Origin of the sequence: Vibrio sp. DW001 (assembly GCF_029016285.1) — a bacterium.
In the GTDB taxonomy this organism is placed as follows: domain Bacteria; phylum Pseudomonadota; class Gammaproteobacteria; order Enterobacterales; family Vibrionaceae; genus Vibrio.
In genome coordinates, this window is record NZ_CP091975.1 from 1,474,191 (window position 1) to 1,499,926 (window position 25,736).

General features: G+C 41.8%; 19 protein-coding genes, 1 tRNA gene and 3 pseudogenes. 15 read left to right on the top strand and 8 right to left on the bottom strand.

Annotated features, from left to right (window positions below; translation table 11 throughout):
- Positions 1 to 46: 46 nt before the first annotated feature.
- Complete coding sequence (locus L3V77_RS06990) at positions 47 to 1,198, top strand: iron-containing alcohol dehydrogenase (RefSeq protein WP_275136356.1); 1,152 nt, start codon at positions 47 to 49, stop codon at positions 1,196 to 1,198.
- A 210-nt stretch (positions 1,199 to 1,408) separates the two neighbouring features.
- Entirely contained in the window at positions 1,409 to 1,777 is a 369-nt protein-coding gene (locus L3V77_RS06995; protein ID WP_275136357.1) for a NirD/YgiW/YdeI family stress tolerance protein, read from the top strand.
- Positions 1,778 to 1,920: 143 nt separating this feature from the next.
- Here L3V77_RS06995 and L3V77_RS07000 read toward each other — a convergent pair whose 3' ends face one another.
- The 3 genes from L3V77_RS07000 to L3V77_RS07010 are packed head-to-tail and all read right to left on the bottom strand — an operon-like array spanning position 1,921 to position 4,306.
- Positions 1,921 to 3,261, bottom strand: a complete 1,341-nt coding sequence (locus tag L3V77_RS07000) for an ATP-binding protein (RefSeq protein ID WP_275136358.1) — start codon at positions 3,259 to 3,261, stop codon at positions 1,921 to 1,923.
- Positions 3,251 to 3,910: a response regulator transcription factor gene (locus tag L3V77_RS07005; RefSeq protein ID WP_275136359.1), complete on the bottom strand. Its 660-nt coding sequence runs from the start codon at positions 3,908 to 3,910 to the stop codon at positions 3,251 to 3,253. The genes L3V77_RS07000 and L3V77_RS07005 overlap by 11 nt, the downstream gene beginning before the upstream one ends.
- Positions 3,911 to 3,919: 9 nt before the next feature.
- Positions 3,920 to 4,306 carry a PepSY domain-containing protein gene (locus L3V77_RS07010; protein WP_275136360.1) on the bottom strand — a complete coding sequence of 129 codons (387 nt, stop codon included), beginning with the start codon at positions 4,304 to 4,306 and terminating at the stop codon, positions 3,920 to 3,922.
- A 604-nt stretch (positions 4,307 to 4,910) separates the two neighbouring features.
- Here L3V77_RS07010 and L3V77_RS07015 point away from each other — a divergent pair.
- The 5 genes from L3V77_RS07015 to L3V77_RS07035 all read left to right on the top strand — a co-directional run bounded on the left by L3V77_RS07015 (position 4,911) and on the right by L3V77_RS07035 (position 10,544).
- Complete coding sequence (locus tag L3V77_RS07015; RefSeq protein WP_275136361.1) at positions 4,911 to 6,530, top strand: tetrathionate reductase family octaheme c-type cytochrome; 1,620 nt, start codon at positions 4,911 to 4,913, stop codon at positions 6,528 to 6,530.
- Positions 6,531 to 6,545: 15 nt separating this feature from the next.
- Positions 6,546 to 7,133, top strand: a complete 588-nt coding sequence (locus L3V77_RS07020) for a cytochrome b/b6 domain-containing protein (RefSeq protein WP_275136362.1) — start codon at positions 6,546 to 6,548, stop codon at positions 7,131 to 7,133.
- Positions 7,134 to 7,181: 48 nt separating this feature from the next.
- Complete coding sequence (locus L3V77_RS07025) at positions 7,182 to 7,508, top strand: hypothetical protein (protein ID WP_195703026.1); 327 nt, start codon at positions 7,182 to 7,184, stop codon at positions 7,506 to 7,508.
- A gap of 140 nt (positions 7,509 to 7,648) precedes the next feature.
- A complete protein-coding gene (locus L3V77_RS07030; RefSeq protein ID WP_275136363.1) occupies positions 7,649 to 9,025 on the top strand; it encodes a DUF3373 family protein in 1,377 nt (458 codons plus the stop codon).
- Positions 9,026 to 9,257: 232 nt separating this feature from the next.
- Positions 9,258 to 10,544 (top strand): rhodanese-like domain-containing protein, encoded by a 1,287-nt coding sequence (locus L3V77_RS07035; RefSeq protein WP_275136364.1) that lies wholly within the window; start codon positions 9,258 to 9,260, stop codon positions 10,542 to 10,544.
- A 150-nt stretch (positions 10,545 to 10,694) separates the two neighbouring features.
- On the opposite strand, the gene L3V77_RS07040 is transcribed toward L3V77_RS07035, so the two are convergent.
- Positions 10,695 to 11,594 (bottom strand): LysR family transcriptional regulator, encoded by a 900-nt coding sequence (locus L3V77_RS07040; protein WP_275136365.1) that lies wholly within the window; start codon positions 11,592 to 11,594, stop codon positions 10,695 to 10,697.
- Between the two features lie 128 nt (positions 11,595 to 11,722).
- Between L3V77_RS07040 and L3V77_RS07045 the strand changes: the two genes are divergently transcribed.
- The 4 genes from L3V77_RS07045 (at position 11,723) to L3V77_RS07060 (ending at position 14,897) form a co-directional block, all read left to right on the top strand.
- Positions 11,723 to 12,478 (top strand): (Fe-S)-binding protein, encoded by a 756-nt coding sequence (locus tag L3V77_RS07045; protein WP_275136366.1) that lies wholly within the window; start codon positions 11,723 to 11,725, stop codon positions 12,476 to 12,478.
- The gene (locus tag L3V77_RS07050; protein ID WP_275136367.1) at positions 12,478 to 13,905 is read left to right on the top strand and encodes a LutB/LldF family L-lactate oxidation iron-sulfur protein; all 1,428 of its coding nucleotides are present in this window, start codon (positions 12,478 to 12,480) and stop codon (positions 13,903 to 13,905) included. The genes L3V77_RS07045 and L3V77_RS07050 overlap by 1 nt, the downstream gene beginning before the upstream one ends.
- Positions 13,902 to 14,591 (top strand): lactate utilization protein C, encoded by a 690-nt coding sequence (locus L3V77_RS07055; RefSeq protein ID WP_275136368.1) that lies wholly within the window; start codon positions 13,902 to 13,904, stop codon positions 14,589 to 14,591. Before L3V77_RS07050 ends, L3V77_RS07055 begins: the two co-directional genes overlap by 4 nt.
- A gap of 219 nt (positions 14,592 to 14,810) precedes the next feature.
- A tRNA-Leu gene (locus tag L3V77_RS07060) sits at positions 14,811 to 14,897 on the top strand.
- Positions 14,898 to 15,024: 127 nt separating this feature from the next.
- On the opposite strand, the gene L3V77_RS07065 is transcribed toward L3V77_RS07060, so the two are convergent.
- The 3 genes and pseudogenes from L3V77_RS07065 to L3V77_RS07075 all read right to left on the bottom strand — a co-directional run.
- On the bottom strand, positions 15,025 to 15,720 hold the full coding sequence (locus L3V77_RS07065; protein ID WP_275136369.1) for a hypothetical protein: 696 nt from the start codon (positions 15,718 to 15,720) through the stop codon (positions 15,025 to 15,027).
- Positions 15,721 to 15,998: 278 nt separating this feature from the next.
- Positions 15,999 to 16,229 (bottom strand): annotated as a pseudogene (locus L3V77_RS07070) (glucose PTS transporter subunit EIIB); the annotation flags it as partial.
- Positions 16,230 to 16,352: 123 nt separating this feature from the next.
- Positions 16,353 to 16,499: pseudogene (locus L3V77_RS07075) on the bottom strand (PTS transporter subunit EIIB); the annotation flags it as partial.
- A gap of 148 nt (positions 16,500 to 16,647) precedes the next feature.
- On the opposite strand from L3V77_RS07075, the gene L3V77_RS07080 reads away from it, so the two are divergent.
- A complete protein-coding gene (locus L3V77_RS07080) occupies positions 16,648 to 17,310 on the top strand; it encodes an SDR family NAD(P)-dependent oxidoreductase (protein WP_275136370.1) in 663 nt (220 codons plus the stop codon).
- A gap of 200 nt (positions 17,311 to 17,510) precedes the next feature.
- Complete coding sequence (locus L3V77_RS07085) at positions 17,511 to 19,184, top strand: EAL domain-containing protein (RefSeq protein ID WP_275136371.1); 1,674 nt, start codon at positions 17,511 to 17,513, stop codon at positions 19,182 to 19,184.
- A gap of 61 nt (positions 19,185 to 19,245) precedes the next feature.
- Here L3V77_RS07085 and L3V77_RS07090 read toward each other — a convergent pair whose 3' ends face one another.
- A complete protein-coding gene (locus L3V77_RS07090) occupies positions 19,246 to 20,988 on the bottom strand; it encodes a methyl-accepting chemotaxis protein (protein WP_275136372.1) in 1,743 nt (580 codons plus the stop codon).
- A 555-nt stretch (positions 20,989 to 21,543) separates the two neighbouring features.
- On the opposite strand from L3V77_RS07090, the pseudogene L3V77_RS07095 reads away from it, so the two are divergent.
- Both L3V77_RS07095 and L3V77_RS07100 read left to right on the top strand, forming a co-directional pair.
- Positions 21,544 to 24,467 (top strand): annotated as a pseudogene (locus L3V77_RS07095) (pyridoxal phosphate-dependent class III aminotransferase).
- A 12-nt stretch (positions 24,468 to 24,479) separates the two neighbouring features.
- Positions 24,480 to 25,724 carry a carboxynorspermidine synthase gene (locus L3V77_RS07100; RefSeq protein ID WP_275136373.1) on the top strand — a complete coding sequence of 415 codons (1,245 nt, stop codon included), beginning with the start codon at positions 24,480 to 24,482 and terminating at the stop codon, positions 25,722 to 25,724.
- The last annotated feature ends 12 nt before the right edge of the window (positions 25,725 to 25,736 follow it).

The following is a 25,736-nucleotide window of genomic DNA, read 5'->3' on the forward strand; positions in this document are numbered from 1 at the left end:
CGCTCACTGTTACCTATATAATCAGAATTAAACGATGGAGAAAGTCATGGAATTTACCTATGGGAACTCAACAACAATAATGTTTGGCCAGGGTCAGATAGCCGCAATAAAACAACAGATACCAACAGATAAAAAGGTATTGGTTATCTACGGCGGCGGCTCGATTAAGAGCAATGGCGTTTATGATCAAGTTGTGGCGGCATTGTCTGAGCACCAGTGGCAAGAGTTTTCAGGTGTTGAGCCTAACCCAACAGTAGAAACGATGGACAAAGCTGTTGCAATTATTAAAGAACAGGCAATAGATTTCGTTCTCGCTGTTGGCGGGGGCTCGGTTATTGATGGTTCTAAATACGCCGTTGCTGCGGCGAAATATGATGGTGATGGTTGGGATATCCTAATAGGTAAGCATAAAGTTACAGAAGCGGTACCTCTTGCTGCGGTATTAACCCTCCCTGCAACAGGTTCAGAATCGAACGCCGGCGCAGTATTAACTAAAGCGGCGACCAAAACGAAACTTCCGTTTGGTTCGCCAGCGGTTCAGCCTATTTTTGCGGTATTAGACCCAGATACCATGAAGTCACTCCCTGAACGCCAACTGAGAAATGGATTGGTAGACGCGTGGGTACATACGTGTGAGCTGTATGTATCGACGCAAAAAGAAGGTGCAATGGTTCAAGATGGTTACTCAGAAGTGCTTTTACGCAACCTAATGACCTTAGCGAAAGACTATGACAATCGTGACAATGATGGTTGGCGTAGTAACCTAATGTGGACAGCAAATCAGGCACTATCAGGTTTAATCGGTGCTGGTGTGGATCAGGATTGGGCAACGCATATGATTGGCCATGAACTAACCGCGTTATATGGCGTTGATCACGCTCGTTCACTTGCTATCATTCAACCTGCATTGTACCGCAATCAGATTGAAGTAAAACGAGCAAAACTGGAGCAAATGGGCACAAATGTGTTCGCTCTTGAAGCAGGCAGCGATTTAGCGGAAAGAACGATAGAAGCAATTGAAGCGTTCTATCACAGCTTAGATGTCGCGACGCAACTGTCTGAGCATGGATCAGATAAAGCAACCACTATTCAAAGTGTTCTTGCGAACCTTGAAGCGCACGGTATGGTTGCACTTGGTGAACATCGAGCAATTACGCTTGAAGAAAGTCGTACAATACTTGAAGCATCGATCGCCTAATCGTCTAGATTTCAAATAAAAAAAACCTTTTGAGAGCGTATCTCAGGAGGTTTTTTTGTTAATACTGGGAATATAAGTGGATAGGTAGGTGCAGACACGTCTTCGACATTTTTCGCAATGAACTCAAAATGAATGAATCACTCAGCCTCGGTTCAATATCAACGTGTTTTAATAACACCATCAAAACAGAAAGTGAACTGAGGAAATAAAATGAAAAAGACAATTGTAACCGTAGCGGCTTCGCTAATTCTAATGCCAGCAATCGTAATGGCAGGCAACGACCATCAAAATAAAATGATTAACTTCAATGGTCCGGTCGACCTGACATCGGTAAAATCCTTATTAAGTGATTCAAGTATGTTCACAGAAAAAGATGTCATTGTTGAAGGCTACTTGATACGACAGACGCGAAAAGATACGTATATTTTTTCAGATGGGGAAGCAGAGATAGAAGTGGAACTGGATGATGACATTAATCTAGCCGGCCCTATTACTGCGGAAACTAAATTGCGGATATATGGTGAGTTTGAAGGTGGAAGCACGCCAGAGATTGAAGCTGAACAGATTCAGATACTATAATATTCTTGTTCATGGTAACGAAATGCCTGCTGCTGGAGTGACTTTATAAAGTTTGGCACTTTATTCGCAGGCGTATTGTTATTTCCCTCTTCTAAGAGGAAGAGGTTCTTGTGGGTATTTTGTCGGTGGCTTTGACTGACTTTTTATGCGGCAAGGGCTAGCTTGAGTATGACCCTCAGCCCACCAAGATTACTTCTATCAAACGACAGATCCCCGCGGTAACTATGGACCATTTCAGAAACAATGTTGAGGCCTAAACCGGACCCTGCCGTTGATTCATCTAACCTATAACCCCTTTTTATAATGTCATTGAGTTGATCATGAGCAATGCCTATTCCGTCATCATCAATAAAAAGTGTCAGAGAGTCTTGCTCTACAACCGCGTGAACACGTATAAGCGTATTGGCCCATTTGTACGCATTCTCAACCACGTTACCTAATATTTCATCGAGATCGGTTTGTTCAATAGCCACCTCGAAGTCATGGTCTAGTTCATTCACTAGTACTAGATTACGAGACGAATATACTTTATCAAATGCGCTCGATATTGCGTCTATGCGTTCAGAAGGATTTGATTTGACTGACAAGATGTTCATCGAACCAGCCATTCGTGCCTTACTGAGATGATAATCGATCTGCGATTGAACCTGCTTTATCGAGTGCATTAAATCTTCACGTGACGGATCGGATAATTCGGCAACTTGATTATTTAATACTGATAAAGGTGTTTTGATCGAATGAGAAAGATTACCGGCATGATTTCGTGCTCTATGCAGTAATTCTTGGTAGTGAAAGAGTAGTGCATTGAGGTCAGTAATTAATGGTGAAACTTCGGCAGGATAGTCACCCGTAATGGTGTCGATCTTACCTTTTTCTAGAGACTTCAGCTCGTTATGGAGTTTGTTTAATGGTCGTAACGACCAAGAAACCTGAAGTAAAATAAAAATAAGAATGCCGAAAAAAAGAAGCAACAAAATTAACCAAAGCTGGCCGATAACCATTTCTAGCGTATCATCAAGTGGATTTTGATCTACCCCCACAATTACGTTCAATGGCTCGGTTATGTCAGGTATATAGATTGTTTTAGAAATAAAGAGTAGTTTTTCGCCTTTGGCGCCAAACAGTTCAAAAGAGTGTTGATTGTCCCTTGATTCTATATTTTTGTCCCACAGAGATCGAGAACGTAGCGTATGACTAAAACCAGTTACATTCCAATAGACGCCACTGTATGGTTGTTTAAATCTAGGGTCTGATAAACTGTCTGTAAGTGTGAGTTGGCCACTGCTGTTGACTGTCAGATTGCCGGCAATTTCGTCCATAGCCAAATCCAGCTGAGAAATCACCTCAGTACGGAGGTAATCATTAATCAATTTGGGTATTACAACACCAGCGGATACAACCATTCCACCTAGCCAAAAGCAAGCGGCTAAAACGAGCCGGCCTCGAATGCTTAAGCGTTTAAAGTTGAACAACTTACTTTGCATTGAGTTGATATCCCAACCCACGAACCGTTTTGATAATGTCTGGTGCAATCTTTTTGCGTATACGTCCGACAAACACCTCAATAGTATTGGAGTCACGGTCAAAATCTTGTTTGTAGATATGTTCAACGAGCTCGGTACGAGAGATTACTTTTTCACGGTTGTGCATAAAATAAGCAACAACCTTGTACTCAAGGGCCGTTAATTCGACAGCCTGACTGAGCCACATTACCTTTGATGACCGGGTATCGAGGCTCAGATCACCGATCTGAAGAATAGGTGAGGCTTGGCCTGAAGAGCGACGAAACTGAGCTCGAACCCTAGCCACCAGTTCAACCATCTCGAACGGCTTTGTTAAGTAGTCATCTGCGCCAGCATTAAGGCCTTCAACACGGTGCGATAAGCTGTTTCTTGCGCTGAGGATGATGATAGGGGTGTTGATATTTTCATCTCGTATCCCTTTTAAAACAGTGAGACCATCTAATTTGGGCAAACCTAGGTCAAGTACTATTGCGTCCCAAACTTCTGATGTACTTCGATACAATGCATCAATGCCATCTTGCGCCAACTCTGCTACCCATCCTGCGCATTCGAGAGTTGAAACAATTTGTTCACCTAACTGTGGGCTATCTTCGACAACTAAAATTTTCATATGATGGCTCTATTTCTTGATGACGTTCAGTAAGTTACGGCCTTTTATCTCTACTATTTCAAGCGTTGTCGCGTTGTACTCGACCTTAAAGACATTTTCTTCGTGAATTATTTTTAATTCGTAAACCCACTCATCGTCGTCTTCATCGAGTTCAACCTTTATCAATCTGCCGTTTAACTGCTGATCTACAGCGCTATATAACTCGGAAAAAGGCTTAATCAACCCTCTCTTAACCGCATCATATACCTCATCTTGATCTTCATCGAATTCGATACTGGTGCCATTACGAAATTCATCTTGAACCAACATATGGCCGTTTTCCTCTGAATCAGAAGCAGAAACAGAGCAAGAAAGTAGCGATATCAATAATAAGTTGAGTACTTTAGGTTTGGGCATAACGTCTTCGGCTCAGTAAATTTCTTTAAGTATATCTGAGACTAAATGAATAGAAAGTGAATGGAGTCATAACTAAAAAATGAGAAGAGAAATGGCACGATTGACAATGGCGGGCAAAACGGTATTTAGGATAACAAATCATGCGGAAAATTGACCAAGATTCGGGTTTAAATGGACCTCTATTCGTCTACTACCTTTGGATTATCGATGCACTTTACTAGCATATGCCAATAACAATGTTGTTATTATAAGTAGTTGTTATTAATGAATAAATAGAGAATTATTGATAGGGATCAATTTCTGAAAATGAGAATTATCTCCACAGTATGTGATCTAGTTATAAGGTTTCGCTGAACTTTTAAAAAACCATGGATAAGTTATGGACTTTAGTATTATATTAGTAATACATATATAAGCTTTAAGTGTTTTAGTTTCTTCTTATTGTTTAGTGTTCAATTTGTTTACTTTGGTCATTAGTTGATATAAACGACGGTTTCAAACCATTAACATTAGAATTACATATAACACTATATTAGTCATTAAGGATTAAAGCCCAAACTGTTCTATTAAATGGGAATATGCTGGCCAAGAGGTAACGTTTTAAATGAAAAAATTAATAATGCTAGTGGTCGTACTCTATTCTTGGGCTGGTTTATCCATGGCATCAGGGGTAACGGAGAGCACAACGCAAAAACGAGAAATAAGCTCGATAACGAGCACGGCAGATCACTCTACGTTCGACGTGCTAAAACAAGAGTTTGATTACGCTCCTGACGTGACCGAGGCGTGCTTAGAATGTCATACCGAAGCGTCTAAACAACTACACCAGACATTTCACTGGACTTGGTCCAAAGAGGTTGATGGTGTAAAAGTCGGTAAGGCTCAGAATGGCTTTAATAACTATTGTGTATCGGCAAAAGGAAACGAAAGTTGTACGCAATGTCACATCGGTTTTGGATGGCGTAATGAAGATTTTGATTTAGAAGCAGAAGAGAACGTTGATTGCCTTGTGTGCCATGATACAACCGGTACCTACAAAAAATCAGCGGCATCATCGGGTCATCCATATTATGAAGACCAAATAATTGGTGGCAAGTTGCAAAAAGCGGTAGACCTGTCTTATGTGGCGACGCATGTGGGTAATCCAGAACGAGAAAATTGCTTAGCATGTCATGCGAACGGTGGCGGTGGTAACGGCGTTAAACACGGCGATACTGATATGTCTCTCGTTCAACCTGAATTTGCATTAGATGTACATATGAGCCCAGAGAAACTCGACTTTGCATGTCAGGATTGCCATACCACAAGCGACCATAAGATTTCAGGTCGCTACAATGACCGCAAAGCCTTTGTGGATCATGACCTCAATATGGGGCGCGAAGACCGAGACGGAAACAACGTCTCTTGTGAATCATGTCATAGCGCAACGCCGCACCAAGATAGAGATATTGACAATCATACAGCGAAAGTGGCGTGTACTTCGTGTCATATACCAGAGATGGCTCGTGGAGCTTACTTAACCAAACTTTCGTGGGATTGGTCGACAGCAGGAAAAACAAAAGACGGTAAGCCCTATGTAGAAGATCAGGTTTTTGATGGCGTAGAAAACCACTCTTATATGAGTAAAAAAGGAACATTTACGTGGGGTAAAAATGTCGTTCCTGAATACCGTTGGTACAAAGGTGAGCTTAAGCAGATGACGCTACTCGATACCATCGACCCTAATAATGCGCCTATCGATATCAATCCGCCTTCTGGTAGTTATGACGATCCTGAAGCACGTATCTGGCCATTTAAGATCCACAAAGGTAATCAACCTTACGATACCGAACTGAACAGAATCTTGCCGATTAAACTTTACGGTAAAGCATCATCGGGCGCACTTTGGACGACACTGGATTGGGATAAGGCACTCGAGGCCGGCGCAAAACTGAACCATCTCGAATTCAGCGGCAATTACGACTTTGTCGAAACCAACGGATATTGGCCTATCAAACACATGGTTGCGCCAGCGGATCAAGCCGTGAAATGTTCAGCTTGCCACAGCAACGAAAGTCGACTGAATGGACTGAATGATTTTTATCTTGTCGGCCGCGACAGCAATACTCTAGTCGAATGGTTTGGAGCTATTGCAATTTGGGGTGGGCTAGCGGGTGTAATTTTACACGCGCTAGGAAGAATACTCACTATTCGTCGCCGTAAACAACAGACTAATCAGAAGTAACTATTACAGGAATTTATGATGAACAAAACAGTTGTAATATTTAAACGGTTTGAACGCTTCTGGCATTGGGGTCAAGCGGCATTAGTATTGTTGTTGATTGTGACCGGTCTAGAGCTTCACGGAACTATCGATCTATTAGGGTTTGGAAAGAGTTCACATTTTCACCACTTTGCGGGATTTATCTGGGCTGCGCTTGTCATGCTTATCTTTACTTGGGTATTTACTACTGGCGAGTGGAAGCAATTTGTACCGGATATGAAAGGAATCGACGGAGTCTTGCGATTCTACTTATATGGTGTGTTTGTTGGTGAACCACATCCTCATCATATGTCACCGGAAAATAAATTTAATCCACTACAAAGAATGGCTTATCTGGGTGTGCTATTTGTCCTGATACCGATGCAGATAGTCACGGGACTGATTTTCTTTTTCTTCCCTGAACTGCGTGCCGCAGGATTTATCGACCACATAGACACAGTGGCGGTAATCCACACGTTTTGTGCTTATTCGGTTATCGCTTTCCTCGTTGTGCATTTGTATTTGATTACACTTGGTCAAAAGCTATCAAGCCATATGAAAGCGATGTTGTCGGGAAAAGAGTAATTATAGAGTAATAAAGAATTTTAAAATAAAAAAGCAGAGGGTTTTACCATGAAAAAAATAATTTTGGGTCTGTTAGTCTCAATGATGTCATTTGGTGCATTTGCTGATGCAGCCAAGGGACAACAATATTACTTAAAATATTTGCGTCCCTATTTTAGCTATAACGGACAGGATTTTGCGGAGCAACATTTAAAAGTGGAATGGAAGCGTTATTTCAAAAAAGACGCGAAGAGGTTTATCAAGACATATAGCAAAAAACATCCAGAATCCGCTGAGTTTTTAGCCAGCGAAGATTTTCAAAAAATCGCACCGCATATTGCTGATTTTGCTATCAAATACGCGGCAGATAGTGGAGAACTCGCTAGCTGCAACTGATTAGATTTAGCAATCATAAAAAAGATAACGATATAAATTTATTCATAATGTGTCATTGAATGCGCTTTATGGTGGAGAACGGCTTAACAAAATAATCTTAGTGCATTCAGTTCCTACCAAATAAATATGAGAATAATATTATGAAACTATTACCACTTTCAGCGGCGGTGATGCTGGTTCTTGCACCCTGCGTTCAGGCTGAAGAGGATCTTCAGGTACAAATTGATGAGCTAAAAGCTCAAGTTCGAGAAATGAAAATTGAGAATGCAGGTCAAAATCTCAAGTTTGGTGTTGATTATCGCGTCACTATGGACTCAATTGAGTACAAAATGGCGGATGGTAGCACCGCAAAAAACAGCGATCTTTTAACCAACAGGTTATGGATCAACATGGGCTACCAATACAACGATAATCTGTCGTTCATTGGTCAATTATCCTATAACAAAGCGTTTGGCGAATCCTTTACGCAAAGTGGTTACGCTGATTTTGACTGGGTCGTTAATGAAAACCCGACGAATGATAACTCGTTAAATGTGCGTCAAGCTTACTTCCTCTATTTAGGTGAACAGTTTATGGGAATAGACGACATGGGATGGTCATTTAGTTTAGGGAGAAGGCCTTCAACAGATGGTTTTCTAGTGAATCGTCGTGAAGGGTTTGATGAAGCACAATCTCCATTGGGCCATTCTATAAATGTTGAATTTGATGGACTTAGTCTCAATACTAAATGGGACGAGTTAACCGGTATCCCTGGAGCGGCAATCAAGTTATGTGCAGGACGAGGATTATCGAATACCACGACACGTTTCACAATGTCTGGCACCGATTATGCTACGAGCGAAGATGCAACAGATAACATCGATTTCGTCGGTTTCATTTTCACCCCATACGATGACGGCCAATATGATCTAAAAGCGATGGTTTATACGGCGTCCAACTTGATTGGCTATGACGCACAAAAAATCGGAATGGGCGAGGCGCCAACGTTTTACGATTTTGGTAATCTAAATAACGCGACTGTTTCCTTTGAAATGAACGGCATCGGTGAATTGGTTAATGATTTCCTAGACAATACTCGTATTTTTGCTTCTTATGCGGTATCTCAGACCGATCCTTCTTCAGGCATGGCGATGTTAGGTTCCGCAGAGAAAGAGACAGGCTACTCGTATTGGTTAGGCGTTAACGTTCCCGGCTTTATGGAAGATGACTCCTTTGGAGTCGAGTTCAACCATGGGTCTGAGTACTGGCGTTCATTCACTTATGGTGAAGATACGGTTATTGGGTCAAAGCTTGCGGCAAGAGGTGATGCAATCGAGTTCTATTACAATCTGCCTATTATTGACGATGCTTGGGTAGCGCAAATCAGGTACACCAAGATCAAATATGACTACAGTGGAAGCAACGGATTTTTTGGCAGCGCGTCTGCACCATACGACATGCAGACTGCCATGTCTTACGGTATGAACCCAGTAGAAGAAGCTGAAGATATTAGGTTGTTGCTAAGATACAAATATTAAGATTAAAGGCCGTTTAGTGATAAACGGCCTTTATCTATTCGGGTAAACCACATTAAGTGTGTGTTCTATCAAAAATACAGAATTTAGCTAATAAGAACATTAGAATATAGTGATCTATTGCACACCACAGTCGCCATTTTTCTTTGATTATTATTGATAGAAGTCGAAGTTAAGAAAGACACGTCTTTTCTTTTAAACCGCTAGATTACAGATAACAATTTGGAGGAACCAAATGTTTAAACACTCCCTGATTATTACATCCTTACTGTTAGCGCCAATGTCGCTAATGGCCGAAGAAGTGGTCGGTAAAATTCAGTCCATTTCTACCAATGCAAAAGTTATTCAATACCTAAACCCTAAAACGAAAGAAGTCACAGTCATTAAATTTACCGATCAAACTAAGCTAGTAGACGCTGAATCGTTTAAAGATCTTACCAAAAACACGAAATTTAAAGCGACAGTAGACGAAAACGGTATTGCCACCAAGATTAAAAGAATACTGGTTAAGTTACCACCAGAACAGGTAATTGATACCGACACTTTATCTGAATTGCTTGACGAAGGAGCACCGGTATTTATCGGTGATGCTCGTCCACCAAATGTCTATAACGTAGGCCATCTTCCCACGTCTAAATCGACGCCCTCTAATAAGCTTAAGGAAAATCTTAATTGGCTACCTAAAAATAAAGATGCATTGATTGTGTTCTACTGTGGTGGTGTTACTTGTCCGCTAAGTCCTGCGGCTCTTAAGATAGCTATGGAAAACGGCTACACCAACGTAAAAGCCTATGTAGAAGGTTTTCCTGCATGGAAAGGTGAGGTTTATCCTTCTCACGTGAACGCTGACTGGGTTAAAAAGAACCTAAATAAGCACCATGTTATTTTGGACGTGCGCGCTAACCCCGCATCTTCGATTAAAGGGGCCGTTACGCTTCCTTCTGAAGACCTCGTTGCATTGCATGATAAAATGAACAAAGAAAAGGTGGCAACAAACAAGCGTACTATCTTTAATCTTAGGGACAAAAAAGCGCCGATCATCATAGTTGCAGATACAGCGGATGCAGATGAAGCCATTGAAGCCTATGAGATATTAACGTTTTGGAAATTTAAAAATGTCGTTATCTTAAAAGAGGGCATGGAAGGTTGGACGGCTGCGAAACTACCACAAGATAAAGCCGTGACAGAATTGGTTTATGAGAAAAAACTTGCTAAAGGTGCAATAGAAGAAACGGCATTTGTGAAGGCGGCCAAAGAAGGTACAGCCATGATTATTGATGTCCGCGATGCTGGTGAAGTTAGTCACGGTGCTGTGAAAGGTTCTATTAATATTCCATTGGGTGAACTTGATCAAAACTTAATGAAGATACCGAAAGACAAGTTGGTTATTCTACATTGTGTTGGTGGAGCACGTGCGTCACTTGGTTACACATTGTTAACGAAAAAAGGCTATACAAACGTCAAGTTTCTGAATGACACCTTTGCTGATGTTGCGAAAGACAATGGCATCGAATTGATATAATACCAATGTCATTTTGGTCCCAAAATTAATGTGATTGGTAACGTAGGGCATAAAACTGATCGATTAATCTAATAAAGCCCACTAGAAAGTGGGCTTTATACTATAATTTTTATCATGTGAGGAAGTAGTGTAAGAGGTCGCGAAGAGAATCTAAAACACATGGATAATTGAGTGATATTTATCTCTAATGTGCTCGATGAGTAATTGTATTTTTTTGGGTACTTGTTTGGTGTAAGGATATACGGCATAGATGCCTAGTCTTTTTGCAACTAAGTCAGGAAAGATATCGACCAGTTTTCCAGCAACGATGTCGTCATAGACTAGTACCGATGGCATGTAAGCAATACCACGCCCGCCTAGAGTAGCTCTGCGGAGTGCTGAAGCATCATCGGTTGAAAAGTTACCGGTAATGGTAACAATATAATCGCCATCTTTGTCTTTGAATTCCCACTCGGTCGCACCACTTGTTTGATAGGTATATTTAAGGCAATTATGCTTAACAAGATCATTCGGAATAAAAGGACGGCCTTTAGCTTGAATGTATTCAGGAGAGGCACAAACGACCCATTGCGAGTCAGTAATGTGCCGTGCTATTAAGCTCGAGTCTTCCAAATGGCCAGTACGTATGACCAAATCGTAGCCTTCTCCAACAAGGTCAACAAATCGGTTGTTGAGGTTCATCTCTATGTTAATGCCGGGATAAAGATTACAAAATTCTGCGATGGTGTCGGCTAAAACAAGTTGACCGGAAATAGTAGGAACAGACATTTTTATATTGCCGCTGATTTTTTCGCCATAACCTGAAAGCGCATCTTGTCCGTCGAACACCGCCTGTTTCACAGTTTGCGCATGTTCTAACAAGGTTGAACCCGCCTCAGTGAGAGTCAGTTTCCTAGTGGTACGGTATAATAAAGCGACGCCAAGTTCTTTCTCTAATCGGGTGATTCTTTTACTAACTACTGAGTTTGTAAGGTTATTTTTCTCTGCGGCTTTGCTAAAACTGTTGAGTTCAACGACTTGGGCAAAGAGTAATAAATCATCTGCATTCATACATTATGTTTAATTTGGAAATAATTATTTTCATTATTTCTCTATATCGTAAAAAAGGAAAGCGTTATCGTAGAAAAAGTGAACATAACAATAATTAATTCAAGACAAATGCAATGAGGTATTAGTACATGCGTATTTACCCGATGAAGCCAAATAAAGTCTATTTTTATGCCACTTGTCTAGTGGACATGTTTGACCCAGATGCAGGATTAGATGCGATAAGCCTCATGGAAAAAGAGGGGTTAGAGGTTATCTTTGTTGAAAAGCAGACGTGTTGCGGACAGCCAGCTTATACCTCTGGCTATGATGAAGAAGCGAAGCGTGTTGCGTTGAGTCAAATAGCGTTGTTTCCAGAGCAATATCCAGTCGTGGTTTTGTCCGGTTCTTGTGGTGGAATGATGCATCATCACTATAGCCGCCTGTTTAAGGGTGATGAACAAGAACAAAAGGTAAACCAGTTTTGCGAACGAGTATTTGAACTGACAGAGTTCCTCGTCAATGTATGCAGGACAAAGTTGATTGATCAAGGAGAACCAAGCAGCGTTGTGATGCACACCTCTTGTGCGGCAAGACGGGAAATGAACGTGCATGTCACATCGACCCAACTATTAGATCAGTTAAAGAATGTTGAGCTGAAGATGCAAGATTATGAAGAGGAATGTTGTGGATTTGGTGGCACCTTTTCAGTTAGGCATCCAGATATAAGTCAGTCCATGGTTGAGGATAAAACCAAGCATATAGAAGCGACGAACTCAGATAGATTGGTGAGTGCTGATTGGGGTTGTTTGCTCAATATTAATGGAGCGTATGAATACCAAGGAAAAGCGATTCGTGGACAACACATCGCGAGTTTCTTGATCGAAAGAATAGGGGGGGCGAATTAATGTCACAAACTCCACAGAATTTTCATCAGCAAGCACACGCTGCACTTCAAGATAAACAACTACGTGCCAACTTTCGTGGCGCGATGGATTACCTGCGAGACAAGCGAAAAACGGCCTTTTCGGATTTAGATGAAGAGAAAGCGATTCGTGATCTTTCAGAAGCGATAAGGCAGCGCTGTTTAAGTAAATTGCCGACATTGCTTGAACAATTGGAGCGAAATTGTATCAACAATGGCATACAAGTTCATTGGGCAGAAGACGCAGAGCAAGCCAACGATATTATTGCAGACATTGCCAATAGTGTGCAGGGAAAATTCATCATCAAGGGTAAGTCGATGGTGAGTGAAGAGATAGAACTCAATCATGAGATGGCAAAGTTAGGTATAGAGTGTTTAGAAAGTGATATGGGAGAGTATATCGTACAACTTGATGGTGATAAGCCTTCTCATATCATCATGCCAGCGATCCACAAAAATAAGCAGGAAGTCAGCGATACCTTCGAACAAAACTTAGATAATTTTACACCTACTGTTGATGTTGACGAACTGATTCAAACGGGGCGTACTCGATTACGCCGTAAATTTCATGATGCGGATATTGGACTTTCAGGTGTTAATTTCGCGGTGGCAGAAACGGGAACCTTGTGCTTGGTTGAGAATGAAGGTAACGGACGGATGACGACGACGGTGCCTAATGTCCATATCGCTATTACAGGCATAGAAAAGGTCGTTGAGTTTTTATCTGATGTGCCTCCGCTTTATAGTGCGTTAACTCGCTCGGCTACTGGGCAGGCTATTAGCACCTATTTTAATATGATCACGTCTCCGAGAAAGCAAGGTGAAAAAGATGGCCCAGAACAGGTTCATCTTGTTCTGTTAGACAACGGGAGAACTCAGGCTTATCGAGACGAAGAGTTAAGAAAAACGCTTCAATGTATTCGTTGTGGCGCCTGTATGAATCATTGTCCTGTCTACACAAAAATAGGCGGCCACGCTTATGGTACCGTTTATCCGGGGCCGATCGGAAAAATTATTTCGCCACATCTATTAGGTTTAGATAAAACCAAGGACCTTGTGACCGCGTCTAGTCTATGTGGAGCGTGTGGTGAGGTGTGTCCTGTCCGCATTCCCATTCCTGAGATGCTACAACGCTTAAGGCGAGAAGCAAAGAATCCGGAACAAGAAGGGACGTTTCCACTTAAAGGACAACAATCGGCTAAAAGCAAAACAGAAGCACTTGCCATAAAAAGCTTTGCTTATGCGGCAACGCATCCAACCATGTATCATTTTGGCACCCGTTCGGCGACGACATTTCGCTTTCTGATGCCGAAGAAATTGGGTCCTTGGACGCAATGTAGAACGGCACCTAAACCGGCTGAAAAAACATTACATCAAAGAATGAAAGAGCATAAAAGGGACCAAAAATGAACAGTGATAACGTGAAAATGAGCTCTCAGTCGGCGAGAAACAGGATCTTGGAAAAGCTAAATCAGGCACAGGTAACACCAATGGTTAAAGAATCGTTGGAATATCAGCCTTGGGGTCATGTGGAATCACCTACTCAGGTTGAAAAAACAGAACGTTTTATTGCTTGCATGGAAGCAAATCATACAGAGATCAAGCGAATTCTAAAAAGTGAACTAGACGTTACAATTCAAGGTATCGTTGCGGATAAGGCGTTTAAAACGGCCGCTATCGGTACCGCGGGTGAATATCATCAGAGTTTTGTTCGTGGTCTAGATAAATTAGAGACAACACTGTTCGATAAGGCTATCGAACAGTGGAAGACCGAGTTATTTGAAAATGTGGATGTAGGTGTAACGCACGTTTTAGCCGGAATTGCGGATACAGGTGCATTGGTATTGTGGCCAAGCATTGAAGAACCAAGGACTTTGTCTCTTGTGCCACCATGTCATATCGCGGTGATTGAAGAGTCGATGATCATGAGCAACTTCTCTGAAGTGATGGCCACGCAGAACTGGACGAATTTAATACCAACCAACGCACTATTGATCTCTGGTCCTTCGAAAACGGCAGACATTCAACAAACTCTCGCCTATGGCGCTCATGGGCCAAGTGAGCTTGTGGTGTTAATTATAAAAAACGTGTTGTAATGACAAAATAGTGTGAAAATGAAGCGAACGAGTCAATTTTTGTTCGGTTGAACACTTAATCAAAGAATTATACTTGACGTAATTCTAAAAGTGGGTAAATTAGCCGCCACACGAGAGAACAATCTCGTATAGAAATAAGTTTTAGTTATTGAATTTGCTTCAATAACATAGATGGTGTCAACTCAATACAGTTAGACGCATCGCAATCCAGAATTGCGTGCCCTGGTGGTGGAATTGGTAGACACAAGGGATTTAAAATCCCTCGGCGTTCGCGCTGTGCCGGTTCAAGTCCGGCCCGGGGCACCATCTTTTAAAGCCTCCGCAGAAATGCGGGGGCTTTTTTACGAATAGAAACGAATGATTTTATTGACGTATGCTTGACCATGTCTTTATTGATGGGTAGCGAGTTTCCTCGTTCGGCAGTCATTCAGTCTTACTTTTCCTCAGGCTTCCATTCCTGTAATGCTATCTGATATTCTTTCATCATTTGATCGCAAGGCTTCTCAGAAAGATCCAACGAATCGATGATGTCTTGGTCCAAATTTTGTCGGACATCAATCGTCGCTTGATAGCTTTCGCGACGATAACTGTTATTGAGTATTAACCCTTTAAACTGCGTGAGTTCGTCTTCGCTAAAACCACTATCGTACCAACATTGAATAGCATGATTTTCTTCGTGAAAGATAGAATATTGTCTTGAAACCCTTCCTCTCCCTCTTTCTTTCGCTATTTTGTCTACAATGCTCACCATCTGTATGTAGACCGCTCTCTTTTTCGGTTGGTAAGGAAACTTGTAGCCAATATAGACTTCAAGGTCATCGCGTATTCCATTACCGTTACTGTCCACTTCAGCAGGGTCTTTGGGTAGAGCCTGAATAAAAGGAGGCAAAATAGTAATCTGTTCAGGGGTTAATGCCGCTTTAATTTCATCTGGTTTGATCGTCTCTAATGCCATTGCTTGTGGTTCGGTCGGTTCTGCAACGATGCTCGCATTTGAAGTGGAAGTTTTAACTTTGGGTTGCGAATCTGGTCTTAATGCCTGAGATTGTTCTGGTTGAATGATCAACACAATCAGGCTTACCACGATAATGGCGATAAATGCGTAGATTATATATTTAAATAGCTTCATATTTTACAGCCTGAATACTTATTATCTAATTCTTCTAGTTTGATTTTATAGTACGCAGGAGAATTTTTCTAGTTGATAAAATTATAGGTATTAACATAAATGTGACGAAACCTTAAGTCTGCATAAAGATAATTTTAAATAGATAATTTTCTAATTTATTCATCTTCAGATGGTGGAGTGAAAGCTGATCAATAAACAGATAAGAACAAAATAAAAAGCTGCTAAAAGTAGCAGCTTTCTTGAATGCAAGCTTAGTCATTAATGATAGGCGAAGGCTGCTATTTACCTAACCAAGTTACCATGCCTTGTCTTAGTTCGTCTGACGCTTTACCAAAAATAGCCTGTACATTTTTGTCCAGTACAACGACGCCTTTAGCACCTAAGTCTTTAAGTTTTTTCTGATCAACAGCAGAAAGCGTATTCACTGAAACTCTTAGGCGAGTTAAGCAGGCATCGATGTCAGTTATGTTCTCTTTGCCTCCAAATGCCGAAACAAGTTCACTAGAAATACCTTCTTCTGGATGCTCGTCAATCCATGTTTGCATATCAACTTTATATTTGTCTGCGTTCTTACCAAAGATAGCTTGCGCCACTCGACCAACCGTCACGACTCCCATCGCACCAAGCTCTTTGAGTTTCGCTTGGTCAACCGCAGAGAATGCTTTAACGGTAATGCGTAATCTAGTAAGGCAGGCGTCCAACTTAACGATGTTTTGTTTGCCACCATAGGCGGCAACAAGGGCCCTTGCCATCTCTGAGTCTGAATAATTAGTCGACATAAAATACTCCTGATACCTAAAAAATAGTGTTCAAATATTACTCAATACTGCATAGTATATAATGAAACTATGGAAACGTTTACAATAATATTAAGTTTTATCTATATTAACCTCAATGAGTCGATATCAACAATTTAACGGAGGATTTATGATTTTAATAACCGGCGCGAGTAGTGGTCTAGGGGCCGCTCTGGCCAAGTTGCATAGTGTTGAAGACGAATCGTTGACTATCATTGGTCGCGACAAGGCAAAGCTTGCCAATGTATGTCAAGGTCTACCTTCCCGTGTAAAAGCCTTATCCGTGGATCTCGCTGATGCGGCTCAAGTCTCATCGCTGTTTGATTCTATTCAGCGGCCTAATATGGTTATCCACTGCGCTGGTAGCGGTTATTTCGGGGCAATTGAACGTCAAGAGCCCAATCAAATACGCCATTTAATAGACAATAATTTGTTAACTACTATCCATCTGCTTCAGGAATTGGTAAAGCGTTACAAAGATGAAAGCGTTCGAGTGGTCATTATTATGTCTACTGCTGCGCAAGCCGCCAAAGCAGGGGAGTCAACTTACTGTGCAGTGAAATGGGGAGTGAAAGGTTTGGTTGAATCTGTCCGACTGGAATTGAAAGGTAAGAAGATGAAGTTGATTGGTGTTTATCCAGGGGGAATGGCGACGGAATTTTGGCAAACAAGTGGAAAAAAACTCGATACTTCTTCATTTATGTCGGCTGATGAAGCGGCGAGTATGATCAAAGATGCCCTGCAATGTACAACGAACGGTTACATTTCGGACATTACGGTTAACCGAACATAATGGCAATCGATTACCTTTGGTAATAAGTCTTAGTTTTGCGAAAACAGATCGGGTTATCGGCTAAAATTATCCGTTATCTGATATTGAGTCTTATGTTTATTGTTAAAACTGTTAACATGCCACAATCGTTAAATATGATTTTAGTAATATTGTTTAGAGTTGTATAAGTTCTCTAATCATAATTGGGTTAATAATTTAAAATGCCGCACCACGAAAATAGCCGCTTCATCAGCATGTTTGACTCTGCTGTTGAAGGTCTTTGGATTATGGCCACAGATGGAAACGTCTCTTTTTACAACCACACCTTTTACCAGCAATTTGAGCTTAATCTAGATGATACTCATCTAGACGACTGGTTTGCGTTGATCCACCCTATGGATAAAAAACAGTTCTCTAGTCGTGTAGACCACCATGTTGAAGATGAGTCGTCCAATGAACGAGTCAAAACCCAATATCGAGTTCGTAAAAAAGACGGCAGTTACTGCTGGATTGAAGCGACAGGTGTGATGAAACAAGATGATTCGGGTAGCTATATGGTGGGGAACCATAGAGATATTTCGGAACAAAAATTATTAGAATCCTATATTCGTCAACTGGCATATTTTGACAAAATGTCAGGCCTACCTAATAGCGATAAGCTAAAACAGGATATCTCAGAAATACCCCATAATTATATATTGGTTCATATCCATTTGGATAAGATTAAATCCTATATCAATCAGTATGGCGAAGAGCTAATAGTGGAAATGCTGGAGAGAGTCATCTCTTGTATGAACTCGTTTAAGAGGCAGCGTTGTGAATTCTACCGAAATTCTCTCGATACATTTTCAGTCTTGATACACAGCGCCATTATGGAAAAAGATTTGGCTAAAATGTGTCAGCAGTTCGTCACTGATTTTCGTAATATGTCGAGGGCTGACGGTAAGCTATTTGCGGGAGAGGTTTTTGTTGGTGCTTATCCATGTATCGATAAGAGCAAACCTGCAGAAGAGGTGATTAGCTGGGCAGCACAAACCTGTGAGTATGCGCAGAGACACGAGCCTGCTCATTGGGCTATCTGTAATCCACAGGTACAGAAAAAAGTGGAGCGTTTCTTCTATATTGAAAGCCAGATAAAAAGTGTAATAGAAAATGGTGATATATCCATCCGTTTGCAACCCATTGTCAGTGCGAAAACCTATCAACCAATCAGTTTCGAGGCGTTAGCTAGATGGGAAAATGGGGAGAAAGGCGAGATATACCCCGGCGAGTTTATACCTGTTGCCGAACGCAAAGGCTTCATAGAAACGCTGGGTGAAGCGGTATTAGAACAAGCTTGCATGTTTATAAATAGCTATAATGTGAAATGGAATAGCAACCTAACTATCAATGTAAACGTGTCGGTATTGCAGCTTTTAGATGGGAACTTCCCTCAGCGGGCATCGGAGATTGCGCTTCGTTGTGGCGTAAATGCGTCCAATGTCATGCTCGAACTTACAGAGTCAGTGCTGCTGGATGACAAGTATCAGGCGATGGGTCAAATCAGGCAGTTAAAGGCGTTCGGTTTCAATCTTGCGATGGATGATTTTGGTTCGGGCCATAGCTCTTTAACGGGCTTTTTCCGTCTTCCTTTTAAACAGTTAAAGATCGATAGAGAGTTTGCACTTGAAGCAACCAAATCTGAGGAACCTTTCTCTTATCTCAAATTTTTAAATGAGATGAATCAAGAACGAGGCGTCGCGGTGACCGTTGAAGGTATAGAGTCGCAAGAAATGCTGACGATATTTGAGTCGGCAAATGTGAGCTCTTATCAAGGCTATCTTTTTGCAAGGCCAATGAAGCCGAACGATGCTTTGATGATGGATGATAAATGGAACCTGCTTAGGTTTGAATAAATGTACCCATCCCCACTGTCGTGGGGATGGGTACATTTACCCTAACACTGTCATCTTACTATTAACGAAGCTTAAATTTGCTCACTATACCCACTAACTGTTGATTTGAATCGGTAAGTTGATGGGTACTGTTTGCGGTTTCGCTTCCGTTGCTGTTTAGTGTTTCTATCATTTGTTGAATCGCAACCATGTTGCGGTTTATCTCTTCGGTTACGGAGCTCTGTTCTTCGGCAGAGGTTGCTATCTGCGCAGCGAGATCGTTTATTTCGACCACGGAATCGGTCATTAGGTCAAGAGAAGTCATTACCTGAGAAGTCGTATCAGCGGTTTGTTGACAGCTTTCTTTGGTTGAGTTCATACTCGAAACAACGGCGGAAGAGCCACTACTGAGTTTATCAAGCATTTCATTTATTTCGGTCGTACTTTGTCGAGTTCTGGCGGCTAATGCTCGCACTTCGTCAGCGACGACAGCAAATCCACGGCCATGCTCTCCAGCTCGCGCGGCTTCAATGGCAGCGTTAAGTGCTAACAGGTTAGTCTGTTCCGCGATTTCACCAATCACATTCAACACCTGGCCAATCTGAGCGGTATCTTCATTCATCAATATAATTGTCTGAGAGGTATGTTCAACTTCATCAACTAACGCAGTAACGCTATTGACGGCTTGTTGAACGATAACCTTAGATTGCTCAGCTTCTTTGTTGGTTGACTCTGTCTGTTTGGCTGCTGTCGCGGCGCTTTCTGCAACGGCGTCTGCGGTTGAACTCATCTCGTTAATCGAAGTGACCGCCATTTCCATTTCCGCAGTATGCGCTTTGAGTAGATTTTGATTGGAATCGGCCTGTCCTTCTAAGAGTTCGATTTCATCGTTAATCTTTTCACTTGAAGAGGAAACATCTATCATCATTCGTTGCAGGTTTTCAATGAACTTATTGATACCATCCGCAATCTTGCCGAGGTCGTCTTTGGTGTAAACTTGTAACCTGTGGGTTAAGTCGCCACTACCATTTGCCAAATCTGTAATAACATCTCTGAGCGCAACAATCGGTTTGAAGGCAATATTAAGGGCTACAATACTCAAAGGAATAATGATGGCTGCCGCGATGAGTAGCGCAATAGTAATGGAACCATTTAAGCTGTCGGTATTGGTTTGTATAAACCCTTTGTCTATATAGCCCGTGAGTGTCCAATTCTTGCCGCCCACATCAAAGATATTTTCTACAGGAATTAAATCACCATCCACTTTGTTTGAGAACAAAATGTTACCAACAGAATCTTTTAATTCAACGTAGCTACCTTTGACTGAAGAAGAAGCAAGTAACTCTTGGATACTGGTGAGATCGATGATGAATAAGTCGCGCCCTTCACCACCGCGTGGGACTAAGATGGAAAGGTGAGGGACGGTGTTCTCAAAGTAGATATCACTAATAACAGCTTCATCGCCTGTTGTCGTCATCTGGCTCTTGTATTTTTCAACCAATTCCGGTGCGTCAATGCTACCGCTTTTATTAAACATCAAGTCATAAGATAATTTGATGATGTCTTTGAAACCTGTCGCGTCCAAAGTACTTGAAATTTCCATAATGCTGAAATTAGAACTTTTCGCTAATTTCACATCGTTCGCTATATCGCCGACTAACTTGTCCTTTACTAAAACTAGTTGTGTTTGGATATTCTTCGTATCAGATTGAGCGATATATTGGCTAATATAGTAATTCGCACTTAGGAAAGAAGTTAGAACCGATATTGAAATTATCGAAATGAGCAAAGCGAGTACTTTTGCTTTAAAGGATAGATTTTTCATAATAATTTTTTTCGTCTTCTTAGTTGGCAACAATTCTAGATAGAGTTTATTGATATTATGATTATAGGTCGGAAAATATCTTGAAAACTTGAGTGCAATGTTAGCTTACCGCTTGTTTATACGTAATAAAGTGTGTTTGTTCGATCACGCTCACACTATTATGATAACTGATTGATATATTGCATTGTGAGTCAGCTTGATATTTCTCGTGATTATTTTAAATAAACGCTTGTCTGGTTTGCATGAGTTGGGTAGACTCGCGCGCAATCTCGGTAGTACCTTACTGGGGGATACTCGAAACATCCTCTTAAATTGGTGATGTTTTGTAGGGTAGGTATTAGTTAGCCATAGCTAATAGACGGGATACTGTAGAAAGGAAACCCAACAATGTTATCTAATTCAAATCAGTTCAAATTCAGCCTAGTTCTACCAAACTGCAGTGTAATAACTGAACCTTGATCCGCTCGAAAACAATATTTCCTATCGGCTAATTTGCCGAGTTTGTTGCTACACGCAAAGTCGTGTAGTGGATAGTGATCCATAAGGTATTTGGTAATGAGCACAGTTATAAATTTAGATTCGTATCAATCTAACTCCCCATTTGGAATTGAAATACCAGAGGTCTCTGGTATTTATAGTTTAGCGTTAGATCAACTGCTGATCGATCAACAAGAGAACGAATCCGATGTTCGCTCTTATCCACGACGTTTACCTTTAGCAATCAAGCGCGCCTATGGCGTACTGGTTGAAGACACACGCGGACAAATTTTCTTAGATTGTCTTGCGGGAGCAGGAACGCTAGCGCTTGGCTACAATCATGCAGAAATCAATCAATCTCTAAAGGACCAGCTCGATTCTGGTTTACCCTATCAAACGCTTGATATTACCACTGAAGTTAAAGATAACTTTATTAAACAGGTCAAAAGTTTTCTACCAGATTACTTTTCGAAGGACTCAGTAATACAGTTTTGTGGCCCGTCAGGTGCGGATGCAGTAGAGGCCGCTATTAAGCTTGTTAAGCAGACGACAGGTAGAAATACCATGTTTGCTTTCCGAGGTGCTTACCATGGTATGACGAATGGGACGATGGGTTTGATGGGCAATTTAGGTACAAAAGCACGACGTACAGGATTGATGTCGGATGTTCACTTTATGCCATTCCCATACAGCTTGCGCTGTCCGTTTGGTCTCGGAGGTGACGTGGGTGCAAAACAGAGCATTCGATATATAGAGCGTCTACTTAATGATGATGAAGCTGGTATACAAAAACCTGCTGCGATTATTGTCGAACCAGTACAAGGCGAAGGTGGCGTTATCCCCGCGCCAGTTGAGTGGCTAAAAGAGTTACGCCGTATCACCACAGAACACGGGATTTTACTTATTTTAGACGAGATCCAGTGTGGGGTAGGGAAGACGGGCTATCGATTTGCGTTTGAAGAATCGGGGATCACCCCAGATATCCTGTGTCTGTCTAAAGCGATTGGAGGTGGACTACCGATGTCTATTCTCGTCTTCAATAAGCAGATCGATACCTGGAAAGCCGGTGAACATACCGGCACATTCCGTGGGAACCAACTCGCGATGGTATCTGGTGCCAAGACGATGGAAATTATCGAGCGCGATAATCTCGTCGAGCACGCCAGTATTGCAGGTAATTATTTTCGACTTGGACTTGAAGAAATTCAGACGCGTGTCGATTGTATTGCAGAGGTTCGTGGTAAAGGTTTGATGCTTGGTATAGAAATAGTGACACCGAGTGGCAGCATAAATAAATTTGATGAGCGTGAAGCGGACTCCGAGCTAACGTTATCTATTCAAAGGGCATCCTTAGAGCGTGGATTGATTGTGGAAAAAGGAGGACGCGATGGTTCAGTTATTCGTTTCCTACCACCTTTAATCATCACATTAGAACAGATTGACTTCGCCCTAAGGACTTTAGAAGCGGCAATTATTGCCTCTGATGGTCAGTTGACTAAAAAGGAGGTGAGTTAATGTCATTAAATTCGTCTCAAGTGAGCTGGAAGAAGCACTTTGTTCATACCGGAGAGAAGGGTGCGCAAGAATTTTCCCTCGTCCTCTCGAATACCAATAAACATCTGAAAACCATGTTCGAGACCGCGAGCAAACCATACTCGGGGCTCTCGCCTGATCTATTATTAGAGCAGATTAATCGAGTTGACCTTACCAATGGTGGAACGGATCTATCGGATATTGTAGCGAAATCTGTGGAGTTGATTGGTAAGAACTCAATCTTGGTTCAGCACCCTAATTGTATCGCCCATTTGCATACCCCCCCATTGATCTCATCTATCGCAGCGGAGTCGATTATTGCAGCGTTAAATCAGTCGATGGATTCGTGGGATCAGGCTTCTGCAGCCACATTTGTTGAGCAAAAAGTCGTTGATTGGTTGTGTGGTATCTACCAACTTGGTCACGAATCTGATGGTGTATTCACCAGTGGTGGAACTCAATCTAACCAGATGGGATTGTTACTTGCGCGCGATTGGATTGCAGAAAAGATAAGCAATCACTCAATTCAGAAGATGGGTCTGCCAGATTACTGGAATAAGTTACGCATCATCTGTTCTAAGAATACGCACTTTACTATTCAAAAATCGGCTTCAATGATGGGATTGGGTGAGCAAGCGGTTATTGCTGTCGATACGAATAGTGCTGGTGAGTTAGATATTGCCGCATTGCAAATCGTGATTAAGGAATTAAAGCAAGCTGGTTTGATTCCTTTCGCTGTTGTCGCAACAGCGGGTACTACGGATCACGGTGCTATTGATGACATCGAAGCCATTTCTTCCATTACCCAAAACGAATCGCTTTGGCTTCATGTCGATGGTGCCTATGGTGGTGCTCTGATTTTAAGTGGTCATAAAGAAAGACTGAATGGCATAGAAAAAGCCGACTCAGTCAGCGTAGATTTCCACAAGCTTTTCTACCAAACCATTAGTTGCGGTGCAATTTTATTAAAGGACCGTCGCCACTTTAAGTACCTACTTCATCACGCCGACTATCTGAATCGTGAACACGATGAACTGCCAAATTTAGTGGATAAAACTATTGCAACCACCAAACGTTTTGACGCGTTAAAAGTGTTTGTTTCCATGCAGAGCGTTGGTGCGAAGACCTTAGGTCAGATGGTCGATCATCTATTAGTCCAGACGCAACAAGTGGCCGATAAAGTCGCGCAAACAACAAACCTGCAATTACTGGCGACGCCGTCTTTATCTACAGTGCTATTCAGGCTGAACCATCAAGGGGTGGAGAACCTAGATGCATTGAATCAAAAGGTACGTATCGAAGCATTAACAAGAGGCGTTGCCGTATTAGGTGAGACGACCATTGACGGTCAATCCGCACTGAAGTTCACGATACTGAATCCGTGTCTGTCGATGTCAGATTTCGACAACTTATTAAATCAAATTGACCAATTAGCTCAAGAGCTGATTGATACCAGTTTACTGGTATAAGAAGGAAAGAATATGTCTATATTACAAATTGGTGCGGGTGGCGTGGGTTGGGTAATTGCACACAAAGCGGCGCAAAATAATGACGTGTTAGGTGATATTACCTTAGCATCGAGAACCATTGCAAAATGCGACAAAATTATTGACTCTATCAAGGGTAAAAATAATCTAAAGGATGAGACGAGAAAACTAGAATCCAAAGCGGTCGATGCAGACGATGTAGACGCTCTTGTTGCGTTAATCAATGAAGTAAAACCAACGCTGGTGATTAACGCGGGTCCTCCATGGATAAATATTGCCATTATGGAAGCCTGCCTACAAACCAAGGTCTCTTATTTAGACACCTCCGTTGCTGTTGATCTCTGTTCTGAAGGACAACAAGTTCCTCAAGCCTATGACGGGCAATGGGCGTTCAGGGACAAATTCAAACAAGCCGGTATCACTGGTATATTGGGCGCGGGCTTTGATCCTGGTGTGGTCAGTGTCTTTGCTGCCTACGCCGTTAAGCATCTATTTGATGACATCGACACCATTGATGTTATGGACGTGAACGATGGCGATCATGGCAAAAAGTTTGCAACTAACTTTGATCCAGAAACCAATATGTTAGAGATTCAAGGCGACTCATTTTATTGGGAAGAAGGTAATTGGAAGCAGGTACCTTGTCACACGCGTATGTTTGAGTTTGAATTTCCGCTAGTAGGTAAACATAAAGTTTATTCAATGGCTCACGATGAAGTGCGTTCTATGCAAGAATTTATCCCGGCAAAACGAATAGAATTCTGGATGGGTTTTGGAGACGCCTATCTAAATTACTTCAACTGCATGCGCGATATTGGCCTACTGAGCCCTGACCCTGTCACGCTTCAAGATGGGACGGTTGTTGAGCCGCTTAAGGTATTGAAAGCGATATTACCCGACCCAACCTCTTTGGCTCCAGGGTATACAGGTAAAACCTGCATAGGCACCTGGGTGCAAGGTAATAAGGATGGCAAGCCGCGTAGCGTGTTTATCTATAACAATGCTGACCATGAAATAGCGTATGAAGATGTAGAACATCAGGCTATCTCATATACGACGGGTGTACCAGCCATTACGGCTGCATTGCAATATTTTCGTGGGCAATGGGCCGAAGCGGGTGTATTTAATATGGAGCAACTCGATCCAGACCCATTCTTAGAAACCATGCCAGAACTTGGGTTAGATTGGCATATACAGGAACTTGAAGTTGAGCAACCTAATATCCAGATTCTAAAATAAGGGCAGAGAGTC